This is a genomic window from Actinosynnema sp. NPDC059797 (genome assembly GCF_042732085.1).
GTDB lineage: Bacteria > Actinomycetota > Actinomycetes > Mycobacteriales > Pseudonocardiaceae > Actinosynnema.
In genome coordinates this window covers 1-11283 of record NZ_JBHWIE010000236.1, presented here as the reverse complement: position 1 = coordinate 11283, position 11283 = coordinate 1, and the positions used below count along the sequence as shown (strand labels likewise).

8 protein-coding genes and 1 tRNA gene are annotated in these 11283 nt (G+C 70.3%); 3 read left to right on the top strand and 6 right to left on the bottom strand.

The window, feature by feature from the left end:
- Both ACFV4N_RS32285 and ACFV4N_RS32280 read left to right on the top strand, forming a co-directional pair.
- Positions 1 to 1757: cell division protein FtsK (locus ACFV4N_RS32285; RefSeq protein WP_499676424.1), on the top strand; the 1757-nt coding region annotated here is incomplete at its 5' end.
- Between the two features lie 138 nt (positions 1758 to 1895).
- Positions 1896 to 3656: a recombinase family protein gene (locus ACFV4N_RS32280; RefSeq protein ID WP_499676423.1), complete on the top strand. Its 1761-nt coding sequence runs from the start codon at positions 1896 to 1898 to the stop codon at positions 3654 to 3656.
- Here ACFV4N_RS32280 and ACFV4N_RS32275 read toward each other — a convergent pair.
- The 6 genes from ACFV4N_RS32275 to ACFV4N_RS32250 all read right to left on the bottom strand — a co-directional run bounded on the left by ACFV4N_RS32275 (position 3638) and on the right by ACFV4N_RS32250 (position 9650).
- A tRNA-Leu gene (locus tag ACFV4N_RS32275) sits at positions 3638 to 3720 on the bottom strand. The two genes, ACFV4N_RS32280 and ACFV4N_RS32275, sit on opposite strands and share 19 nt — an antisense overlap.
- A gap of 388 nt (positions 3721 to 4108) precedes the next feature.
- Positions 4109 to 4474, bottom strand: coding sequence for a hypothetical protein (locus tag ACFV4N_RS32270; protein ID WP_499676422.1), 366 nt, complete (start codon positions 4472 to 4474; stop codon positions 4109 to 4111).
- Between the two features lie 120 nt (positions 4475 to 4594).
- Positions 4595 to 5797: a putative PEP-binding protein gene (locus ACFV4N_RS32265; protein ID WP_499676421.1), complete on the bottom strand. Its 1203-nt coding sequence runs from the start codon at positions 5795 to 5797 to the stop codon at positions 4595 to 4597.
- Positions 5798 to 5921: 124 nt separating this feature from the next.
- A complete protein-coding gene (locus ACFV4N_RS32260) occupies positions 5922 to 7736 on the bottom strand; it encodes an FAD/NAD(P)-binding protein (protein ID WP_499676420.1) in 1815 nt (604 codons plus the stop codon).
- 77 nt (positions 7737 to 7813) lie between these two features.
- The gene (locus tag ACFV4N_RS32255; RefSeq protein ID WP_499676419.1) at positions 7814 to 9079 is read right to left on the bottom strand and encodes a DUF6239 family natural product biosynthesis protein; all 1266 of its coding nucleotides are present in this window, start codon (positions 9077 to 9079) and stop codon (positions 7814 to 7816) included.
- Positions 9080 to 9083: 4 nt separating this feature from the next.
- Complete coding sequence (locus tag ACFV4N_RS32250; protein ID WP_499676425.1) at positions 9084 to 9650, bottom strand: hypothetical protein; 567 nt, start codon at positions 9648 to 9650, stop codon at positions 9084 to 9086.
- A gap of 790 nt (positions 9651 to 10440) precedes the next feature.
- On the opposite strand from ACFV4N_RS32250, the gene ACFV4N_RS32245 reads away from it, so the two are divergent.
- Positions 10441 to 11166, top strand: a complete 726-nt coding sequence (locus ACFV4N_RS32245) for a helix-turn-helix domain-containing protein (protein ID WP_499676418.1) — start codon at positions 10441 to 10443, stop codon at positions 11164 to 11166.
- Positions 11167 to 11283: the final 117 nt, after the last annotated feature.

Here is an 11283-nt window from a genome sequence, read left to right as displayed (position 1 = left end):
GGTGGAAGGTGACCGGTGCTGTGGTCGGGGCTGTCGGGGCGGCGTTGCTCGTGCTGTACGTGCTCTTCGGCTCGGTTGCCTTGTGGGCCGCGGCTGGGTTGGCGTCGGTGGTGCTGGCGATCGTGGGTCGGCGGAAGGACGGCTCGCCGGGGCGCAAGGCGGTGTTGGGCGGACCGCGCACGCTGGCTTGGACGATGGACTCGCAGCTCCTGGTCGACGCGTTTCGGGACGCGAAGCTGATCGGCAAGGACGAGACCTTGCGGTTGGTCGAGCGCGCGGCACGAGTAGGGGAAGGCTGGGCGGTCATGGTCGATCTTCCGGCCACGCGGAAGGCTGCCGACGTCATCAAGCATCGGGACGCGCTCGCGTCGGCGCTGGCGGTGGACGAGGTACAGCTCATCGTGGAGCGGGTGCGTGGTCGTGGTGGGCATGCGGGGCGGGTGGCTCTGTGGGTCGCTGACGAAGACCCGTACGCGGGTCCGCCGTTGCGGACGCCGTTGCTGGATGTGGAGCGGTGGGACGCGTGGCGGCCGGTGCCGTTCGGGAGGGATGCGCGGAACCGTCGAATCGACCTGCCGTTGGTGTGGACGTCGTTGCTCGTGGGTGCGATTCCTCGGCAGGGCAAGACGTTTGCTACGCGCTTGGCTGCGGCAGGGCTGGTGCTGGACCCGTACGCGCAGCTGTACGTGTTCGACGGCAAGGGCGGCAAGGACTGGGAGGCGGCCGAGCAGATCGCCTACCGGTACGTGTGCGGGGACGAGCTTGAGCACGCGTATGCCGTACGGGACCACCTCGTGGAGTTGGTGGCAGAGGTCCAGAGCCGGTATGCGCGGATGGCCACTTTGGACGATGAGGTGTGCCCCGAGTCGAAGATCACGCCAGCCATCTCACGGGACGTGAACCTCGGGATGCCGATCACTGGGGTGGTGATCGATGAGGTTCAGGTGTTCCTGGAGAACCCGGCACGTGAGCAGGTGGGAGGCAAGAAGACCATGCTCGGCGCGTACATCGCTGACCTGTTGACCTACCTCGTGCGGAAGGGGCCGGCGGCCGGTGTGGTGGTCATCCTGGCCACCCAGCGGCCGGACTCGAACACCATTCCGTCTCGGCTGCGGGCGGTGCTCGGCTCGCGGTTCGCATTGCGGGTGATGGACTGGCGCGACTCGAACATCGTGCTCGGCGAGCAGATGAACACGCGCGGGTATGACGCTTCGACATTGCTGCCGAGTCACAAGGGTGTCGGCATCCTGCGGCCGGACGGCGAGACGGACGCTGGCGCAGACATGATCGCCATGACCGTGCGGACGTACTACATGCCCAACGCCGAGTGGCGGGTGATCTGTGCGCGTGGTCGAGCGCTGAGGGAAGCCGCGGGCACACTGGCCGGTCACGCTGTGGGCGACGATGCGCCGCGTTCGATCGACTCGACGTCGGTCGTCAAGGCGATCGTGAGCGGGACGGCTGACGGCTGGGTCGTGGATCTTCCGGAGCCGTTGACGTCGGTCGTGGACTACCTCGGGGACGAGTTGGACCAGCGGGAGTTCGTGCCTACGTCGGAGTTGGTCGAGGCGCTGGAGGTCGAGGCGGTCACGTTCGCTCGCGAGATGAGCGAGCTGGGGTGCAAGCCGCTGCGGCAGTACGTGCCGGACGGGGAGACCTCACGGCGTGTTCGTGGCTACCTGACGGCGGACATCCGGGCGGCTGTCGAGCGGGTTGCGGCTGATGAAATCGGCTCGCAGGGCGGTGATCAGGCATGACCGATGACGGTCGTGTCACCGTCCGCCTGCCGAATGAACTACCTGTGCTGACCCGTGCTGCCAGCCGCATACTGCTTGCCATACTGGTCGAACTGACCGAGGTGGAGGTCTTGAACGGACCTCTGGGAGGGGGTGACGATGACTGTTGAAATCAGCCGAGACCCGTGGGCGACGCTGGACGAGCTGCTGGGCGTCGAGGTGGTCGAAGCGATCGAGGACGGTATCGGGCCGGTAGCGGTCTACGGGCGGTGCTCGACCGAGGACAACCAAGATCCCGAGACGTCGCGTGGGTGGCAGTTCGGCAACGCGCGGAAGTTCGTGGAACCGCTCGGCGGTCTCGTCGCTGAGGAGTTCTTCGATGTGGGGCAGTCGCGGTCGGTGCCGTGGGAGCGACGGGAGGAGGCGGCTCGGCTGCTGGCGGCGTTGAAGAACCCGTATCGCGGGTGGAACGCCGTGGTGGTGGGTGAGGGCACGCGGTGTTGGTTCGGCAATCAGTTCTCGCTCGTCGCGCCGAAGTTCGCTGCATACGGCGTTGATCTGTGGGTGCCGGAGCTTGGCGGGAAGTTCGACGCTCGGAACCCCTCACACAAGATGTTGATGAGCGTGCTGGGCGGTATGAGCGAGTCCGAACGTCAGCACGTGCAGGCACGAGTCCGAGCGGCTATGGACGCTCAGGTCGTGAACGAAGGGCGGCACCAGGGCGGACGTGCGCCGTACGGCTACGTGGTCGTGGACGGTGGTCCGCACCCGAATCCGCGGAAGGCGGGCGAGGGATACCGGTTGCGGGTGCTGGCAATTGATGAGCCGTCCGCCGAGGTGGTGCGGCGAATCTTCGCCGAGTACCTGAGCGGTCGAGGTGACCGGGCGATCGCAACGGGGCTCAACCGGGACGGAATTCCGTGCCCGTCTGCCCGACGGCCTGACCAGAACCGCCATCGGCTGGCTGACGGTTGGCAGGGGAGCACGGTCCGGGCGATCTTGGATAACCCGAGGTACACGGGATTTGCGTTCTTCGGCCGGTGGGCGCGGCAGGAGACGCTGCTCGACCCCGACGACGTGGCGGCCGGCTACGTGATCCGCTTCCGGCGGGCGAGCGCCGATCGAATCGTGCGATCCCGCAAGCCCGCACACCCGGCGATCGTGAGCGTCGAGGAGTTCACGCAGGCGCACCTGCTGCGCAAGTCGAAGTCCGCTGGCGGGCTGAAGACGGCGCGCAAGACCGAGCGCGCCGAGCGGCCCACGAAACGGCCGTACCTGTTCCGGGGCATCGTTCGGTGCACCGCCTGCGGTCGGAAGATGGAGGCCAGTCCACGGGCGCGCGGCGTGTACTACAGGTGTCCGGCTCGGACGCTCGCGCCCGGATCACCTGCGCTGGCCACTCATCCGCCCACGGTCTACCTCCGGGAGGACGTTCTCCAAGAGGCGGTGAACGGGTGGCTCGGGCGATTGTTCGCACCGGAGAACCGGGACCGGACCGTTGCGGCTTTGGTGGAGTCGCAGGAAACGAACGGCGCGGCGACCGGTAGGGAGGCGGCGAAAGCGCGGCTCGCCAAAGCGGAGGCTCAGTTGAGCCGATTCCAAGAGGCGATCAAAGCCGGAATCGACCCGCTGGCACTGGTCGAGCCGATGAACGAAGCGCAAGCGGTTCGAGCTGCCGCGCGGGCGGAACTGGAGGGAACACCGGCACCGGACGCCCTGAGCGCCGCCGAGGTGCACGCGATGATCGACTCACTGGGTAACGTCGGAGCGGCACTGGCCGATGCTGACATAGAGAGCGTTGCGAACCTTTACAGGGCGGTTGACCTGCAAGTTCGCTACACGCACACGGCCCACGAGGCTGATGTGATCATCAAACCCGTGGGCCGTGTGAATAGTGCGCGTGTCCGAGGGGGGACTTGAACCCCCACCCCCTTTCGGGGACTAGCACCTCAAGCTAGCGCGTCTGCCATTCCGCCACCCGGACCCCTCGGCTCTCGCCGTGGTGTGTGCATAGATTACATGATCGTTCCCCGTTGCCAAAATCGGGGTTGTTGTTCTGCGTTTGGGCAGGTCAAGAGGTGTGTTCTAGGTGGCGGGCGGCGTCAGGGCTCGCTCGCTGCGAGGGGCGCGCTGCTGTGAGCTGCATCGCCTCGGGCGAAGTGTCCCGAGGGGGTGGAAACCGACGTCCGGTAGCTGGCTGCCATCGGTGGTTCGGTGGTGGCGAGCGTGGTGATCAAGTGCGCTGGCTGCGGATGGTGGGATGCACGGGTCCCTCGTCGCTGTCGATCTGCGGGAGCGCGGACGGCTGGAGTGACTGTCACGATCGTTGTGAATCTGGCTCACTTTTCACTGTAAGTGATAGGCAGTTGTCTCTATGTAACAACCGCGTTAGGGGCGGCCTGTTCTCTGTCGAAGCTCAGGGGATCGAGCAGCGTAAACATGTGCCCTTCCGCTGTGGTGTCTTCCAAGTCGCAGGCCAGTGAGAGCGCTTCCCGGTAGTAGTCGGCGGCCTTCCCGCACTCGGCGGCCAGCTGGTACGCCTCGCCCACCCGGACCAGGAAGGTGACTTCGAGACCCGTCTCCCTGGTGCGGCGGACGACCCGCAGCGTGCGCTCGTGCGAGTCGATCGCCATCAGCGTGTTGCCGGTCCCCACCATGATGCGCGCGCTGATGTGCAGGCACGCCGCGATGCCGGCCTCGTCTCCGGTGACGCGGTACTTGGGGTGCGCCAGGCGCACGTGGTGCTCGCTTCGGCGAAGTTCCGGCGCGGGACGTTCGCTGGACTGGAGTGTCGACGATGTGGTGGGTACGGGTCGTGGGCCGGGGCGGACGGGACTTGGGCGTTCGTGCCGTGGTTCTCAGCGCGCGGGGACCGGGGTGGGTAGGTGGCGGACCGCCTGGTGGAGTTCGGCGGTGCACATCATGAGCCTGCGGGTCGGGAGGTGGCGGACGTAGTGGTCGGCGTCTGCCCCCAGGGCGAAGACGTGGACCGGGACGTTGGTGCGGTGGCCTGCTTCTACGGCTTGGGTGAGGGCTGCGAGGACCGCGGGGTGGCGGGTTTGGTAGATCGAGGCCACCAGGTGGTTGCCCCGGTCGGCGGCCAGGTAGAACTGGATCAGGTCTTTGGTTCCTATGAACAGTTCGCTGGCGCCCGCTTGGCAGAAGTCGGTGGCCGCGTGCACGGCCGCAGGAGTCTCTACGAAGACGCCGAGTGGGGTGTCGTCCGTCAGGCCCAGGTGGCGGCGCAGGCGCAGGAACTCGGTCAGGTCGTTGATGAACGGCACCGCGAAGGTCACCCGGCTCGCCTCGGCCCCGAGGTGTTGGCGCAGGTGGGCCCTCAGGGCGCGGAAGGCGTGCGGGTAGAGGCGCTCTTCCAGCAGCCAGCGGGCGCCGTGGAGGCCCAGTTCGGGGTTGGGTTCGTCGTCGACCGGGACGTCGGTGGTGATTTGGGCCGCGTCGTCCGAGCGGAGGTCCAGGAGGCGCATCACGAGGGTTTGGTGGGGGAGCAGTTCGCCTACCATCGCGCACAGCTCGGCGGCTATGCGCGCTCCGTAGCGCTCGGCTTCGGTGATGCCCGCTCGCAGGGCGTCGATGGGGCTCAGGTCGGCGGCCAGGCAGGTGAATTCCTCTCGGATGAAGAAGCGGTTCACTCGTTCGAGCTGGGTGAGGGTGTTGGTGGACCGGATGTCGGTGGCGTCGGCGATGACCACGCAGATGGAGTCGACCGCCTCCAGGGCGTTGGGGGTCTCCCGGGGTGCGCGGGGGGTGGGGATGGCGCCGTCGAGGAGCACGGCCGCGCGGTCCAGGCTGAGGGTGACCTCGCCGGTGAGCAGGTGCAGGGCTTCGGGTGGCACGCGGAGCACCGGGATGCCCCTGGAGCGGCACAGGGACTGCATGTGGCCGGTCCGCCCGCCTCGGGCGCAGACGACCGCGGTCGAGGTGACGATCGCGTCGTAGAGGTCGGGGGTCAGCGCCTCCGTCACGAGGATGGAGCCCGGCAGCGGGCGGCCGGTGTGGTTGCACGCGCCACGCACGCTCGTCTTGTTCGGACTGACGAGCAAAACCCCTGGTATCTCGCGAAGGTCCACGGGAGTCCTCTCACCTGATCACGGTCGGCTCGTGAGTAGAGAGTGGCAATCGCGTGGTGGTGGCCGCATCTTCTCCAGTGCTGTTGGTGATCGGTCGTCACGGAGCGGAGCCGGCCGGTTCGTCGAGGCCGAGTTGGGCGCGCAGGTCGCGCGGGGTCACCGAGAGGTCGTTGAGGCTGGTGGTGGCGGCGACGTTGACTGCGTGGCGGAGGGCCGGGTCAGGTAGGGGGACGTGGCGGCGCAGGGCGGTGATGCCGGTGTCCGACCGGGACGCCCAGGTCTCGCGGTCCCGGCGGGGGCGGGTGGCCATGCGGCGCACCTCCAGCGCGACCGCGCGGGTGAACGCGGCGCGCACGTCGGGGTCGGGCGAGTCGGCCAGGGTGGTGGCGTCCTCGTGCTCGTCGTAGCAGTGCTCGATGCGGCGCAGGACCGCGGCCGCGACGCCGACCGAGTGGTTCTTGATCGCGGCGAGGTTGAACGCGAACGCGCCCAGCCGGCCGTGGCGGACGATCTCGTCGCCCTCGCGCGGGCCGCCCACGGCGGAGATCGGGCCGGACGGGGTGCCGTCGGGGCCCAGGAGGGTGCCGGAGGCGTCGACCTCGATGCCGCGGCCGGTGCGCGCGTGGGGTGTGGCGATGCCCTTGCGCAGAAGGTTGCGCCACAAGGAGGAGTCGACGCGGGCGTAGTCGGGTTCGCGGCCGAAGTTGGCGATCACCAGATCGGCCTCGACGGTGCCGACCGGGTCGACGGTGAGCGCCAGGGTCCCGGAGGCGGTGGGCGTGATCGCGTCCACCCGGCCGGTGATCAGCTCGACCTGGCCGCCCGGGGCCATCGCGGCGTGGACGACGTCGGTGGTGTAGGCGACGGCGCTCACGCGCAGCGTCGCCAGCAGGCTGCTGTAGCGGTCGAGCAGGGCGCGCAGGTCGTCGGTGGGCACGCGGGCCAGCACGGGCGGCAGGTGCGGTTCCCATGCCTTGGTGATCCGCTCGGTGACCACGGCCGGCGGCACGTCGGGGTGCCGGTCGGCGATGGCGGCGCCGGCGCGTTGCCACTCCTCCCGGATCAACCTGACCAGGTTGTCGCGGCCCTCGTAGGTCCTGGCGCCCAGCCGGGGCGGGGACAGGGGCAGGACGCGGTGCCGGTGGTCCTCCGGGTAGGTGCGCAGGGTCAGGCCGGAGCGGGAGATCATGCGGATCGGGCCGGTGTGGCCGCGTCGCAGCAGGAGGGCGGCGACGTCGTAGGCGCTGAGCAGGGTGCCGATGACGGCCACGGTGGCGTCGGGCGGTTGGGCGAGGATGCGTTCGACGGCGCGGCCGGAGTAGGGGTGGCGGATGAAGGCCGGGTGGTCGGCGACCCCGGTGGCGAAGGGCAGCTCGCGCTCCTCCAGGCCGGTGGCGATGACGACGTGGTCGGCTCGGACGGTGGTCCGCCCGGGTAAGCCCTCGATGGTCACGCGGGCGTCGCCGCCCTCGACGTCCACGTCGACGACCTCGCCGTCGACCTCGCTCAGGGTGACGCCCGCCGACGCCTCGCGGGCGGCTTCGGCGAGGCGTTCGGCCAGGTAGTCGGCGTAGATGCGGCGGGGCGCCGGCCCGGACTCGGTGAACACCGCGTCGCGCCACTCCGGCGGCCAGCCGGTGCGGTCGGCCTCGGCGTTGGCCCAGTGGACGAAGTCGTCGACGTCCTCGCGGAACATGGCCATGCGGCCGGCCTGGATGTTGAAGACGTGCTGCCAGGGGTTGCCCTCGCGGTGGTAGGCGACGCCGGCGCTGCGGTGCTCCGGGCGGCGTTCCACGAGCACGACCTCCAGCGGTTCCCGGGCGAACAGCAGGAGGCGGACGGCGGTGGCGGTGCCGCCCAGGCCGGCGCCGACGACGACCACGCGCCGGTGGGCTTCGGGGAAACGCGCCATGGTGCTCCTGTCCGCGGGCGGGGTGGGGACCGGTCGACGCAGGTGGAGGAGTGCGCGCCGATCGTAGCCCAACGATGTTATCCAACAACCCGCCGCGCGGGGGAGCGCTCTCGCGCCTGCGGGTCCGCGAACGTCCCGGTCCACGCCGCGAGGCCCGACCTGGTCGGCCGCTCGCCGGGGAAGGCGTCCGCCAGGGCCCGCGCGTACCGCTGACCGTCCGGTGTGGACAGGTCGGGCGGGTCCAGCCACGGCGCCAGGTGGTCGCCCCGCGGCTCGCCGCCGAGGACCAGCACGTCCGGGGCGGTGGGCAGGACCTCGACGCCCAGGCGGGCCGCCTCCTCCCGCACGACCCGTTCCGCCGCCGCCGCGCGCCGGGAGGTGTCGGAGTCGATCGCGAACGGGCCGCCGATGTCGGCGACCTCGGCCCGCAGCGCCGCCGCGTCCGCGTCGGTCAGCTCCGGCCACGGCAGGTCGCCCCGGGCGCCGGTGAGCCTGGCCGCCAGCACGGCCGAGGCGTAGTCCGGGCCTTCGGGACCCCGCACGTCCGGGCCGGTCCACGTGCCGGAGCCGGTGTCGACCACCGCGGTGGTCCGCTCGCCCGCCCGTTCCAGCCACAAGTCGCCGCGGCCCCGGGGGAGCCACACCAGCGCCCACCGGCCGCTCGCCCCCGGTCGCGGGCGCGCGGGCACCAGGGCGGTGGGCGCGTTGCCGACCAGCACGTCGGTGTCGCCGGTGTGGACGAGGTTCCAGCCCGGCATGTGCGGCACCACCAGGACGTCCACCGGTCCGCCCCGCAGGGCCACGCGGGTCAGCAGCGGGTCGCCGGCGGCCGGCGCGTCGAGGCGGCCCGCGATCGTGACGTGGCCCAGGCCGGCCAGCAGCACCAGGCCCAGCGCGGCCCCGACCAGCCGCACGTCCGCCGCCGGCGGGCACAGCGCGAGCCACGCCACGCCGGTGAACGCCGCCATCAGCGCGATGTGGGCGAACGACGAGGGCGGCCCGGAGAACCACGCGGCGGCCGCGGCGGTCGCGAGCACGGAGGCCGCCGCGGCGCACCGGCCCAACACCGGGTGCTCGCCCCGCAGCACGGGCGGCAGCACCAGCAGCGCGATCAGCGCCACGGCGGCGGCACCCGGCATCCACGTCGCCCGCGCCGCGAGCAGCACCGCGATCCCGCCGAACGCCGCCGCGCCGGTGACCGCGCGCCGGACCGGCAGCCCCGCCGAGGCGGGCGCGAACGGGCGCACCAGCGCCCAGGCCGCCACCGCGGTCACCGAGCCGAGCAGGAGCAGCCTCAGCAGGGTGAAGCCGAGCGGCAGGCCGACGGGGGCGTGGTCGTGCACCGGCTCAGGCGGAGGCGCCGACCGGCAGCGCGCAGGAGCACCGCATCTCGGCGCGCTCCTCGCGCGTCGGCCGCATGTGCAGCACCATGGCCACCACCATCGGGATGAACACGACGAAGTTGTAGAACAGGTGCAGCTCCACCCGCGGCACGATCAGCTGGACCACGCTCGTCGGCACGGGCCGGCCGAGCAGGTTGGCGCCCGTGGACGCCTGGATGATCAGCAGCAGGTGCTCGATGTGGTGCCAGAACTGGAGGCCGAGCGCTATGGTCCACCACTTCTTCGACCGGCCGACGAACCCCTTGCGGAGCGCGAACAGGCCGATCAGCATGACCAGGGCGTAGCCGTAGTGCATGACCTCCGAGGTGACCAGCCACGGCGCCCACAGGCCGAGCACGCCCCTGGCCTGGGGCGTCGGCCAGCCCAGGCCGTAGATCTGCACCGCCTGGGCGATGTGCTCGGCCCAGTGCGCGACGACGACGAAGAGGAAGGCGTACAGCGCCGGTCGGTGCCACCGCGTGTTCAGCGACGCGAGCGGCGATCCGGTGGCGACGGGGGCGTGGGTGTGCATCTGCTTGTGGGCCACGGTTACCTCCTGCTGCGCTCGGCCCGGGGGACCTCCCCGAACCGGGCTGGTTTCGGTTTCCCGATGCTCCGAAGACCTCCGGGCGCGGGCGCCGCGACCGGAACCCGTCGCCCGGTCCGCGCATCGGCGCGGTGACCGCCCCCGCACCCGCACGCCCGACTGTATGGGCGTCCGCCCGCCCGTCCTTCTTCGTGCGTGCGGTGTTCGGGGGCGGGCTGTGGAGAAAACGGTGCGGCCAAGCGGTCGATCGGACCACGCGCCGGCGTCCGTTTGCCGGATTTGCCGCTCGCAAAATGCTCGGGACGGGTGATCCAGTGCGTTCTCGGGCACCTCGGCGGTGATGGCGACAGGGTGTTAGTGCGCGTTCACCCGGAAGGTCTAGTTTGTACCGGGTGCCGGTAGTGGAAATGTTTGCCCTGTCACCCTCCGAAAAAAGTCGGTGTAAACGAATGCAAAGGTTACGGTCAGGTTGACGAAACGATCATGGCAGGCACCCTCGACGGTCTGTCTTGCCTGCTTGCAAAGGCTGTCTACAGCCTGGTAACTTCCGAAAAATCGGAAGCCGATGGTTCCTCCGGAGGCTGTCGGGCGAGCTTTTGCGCGTGGAGTGGCGAGAGTTCCTCGGTAGTGCCCGGGTCGGCGCGGTCGGTTCTGGGGGCAAGTCCGGTAGCAGTGCCCCGGCGCTTGTCGTTCTTTTCAACTCTTGTCGGATCTGCGATGTGGGGTCGTAGTGGAGGACACAGTAGAACGGGCGGTAGGGCGAGTTGTCGAATTCATGTACGAAAACCTGAGTGAGCAGTTCACGATCGATGACATGGCCAGGACGGCCATGTACAGCAAGTTCCACTTCTCCCGCGTGTTCCAACGCGTCACCGGCATCTCGCCGGGGCGCTTCCTGTCGGCGATCCGGTTGCAGGAGGCCAAGAGGCTGCTGGTGTGCACCTCCCTGACCGTCACCGACATCAGCCACCGGGTCGGCTACACCAGCGTCGGCACGTTCAGCTCCCGGTTCCGCAGCAGCGTCGGCGTCTCGCCCACGGTCTACCGCCAGCTCGGCGGGTTCGCCTCCGCGGTGCCGACGGCCTGGCGCGGCCAGGGGACGCACACCTCGACGCTGCACGGCCGGATCGTCGCGCCCCGGGAGGCCCCGTCGGGCCTGACCTTCCTCGGGCTGTTCCCCGACCCCCTCCCGCAGGGCGCGCCGGTCCGCTGCTCGGTGCTGCACCGACCCGGCCCGTACCTGCTCACCGACGTGCCACCCGGCACCTGGTACCTGATGGCCAGCTCCGCGCCGCCGGACGGGGGTCCCGCGATCGACTGCGCCCGCCCCCGCGGTGAGGGGCCCAACGTCGCCTGCTCCGACCCGATCACGGTCCGGGCCGGGACCCCGGTCGACCAGGTCGACCTGCGCCTGCGCCCGATCGGCGCGTTCGACCCGCCGATCCTCATGGCGCTGCTCGACCTCCGCTCCGCCTCCCTCGCCGCCGAGGCGGCGAGCTGACCGAACGCGATCGCACCCCGGGGACCGCGCCGCGGAAGCGGGCCCCGGGGGTTCGCGTTCCGCGACCCCACCGCGGAACGCGCGGAGGGCGGCGGACCGGTCACCCGCGACCGGCCC

Coding starts and splice junctions, on each gene's coding strand:
- ACFV4N_RS32250 (WP_499676425.1), bottom strand. CDS start 9,650: ATGCACACCCACGCCCCCGTCGCCACCGGATCGCCGCTCGCGTCGCTG.
- ACFV4N_RS32245 (WP_499676418.1), top strand. CDS start 10,441: ATGTACGAAAACCTGAGTGAGCAGTTCACGATCGATGACATGGCCAGG.
- ACFV4N_RS32280 (WP_499676423.1), top strand. CDS start 1,896: ATGACTGTTGAAATCAGCCGAGACCCGTGGGCGACGCTGGACGAGCTG.
- ACFV4N_RS32260 (WP_499676420.1), bottom strand. CDS start 7,736: ATGGCGCGTTTCCCCGAAGCCCACCGGCGCGTGGTCGTCGTCGGCGCC.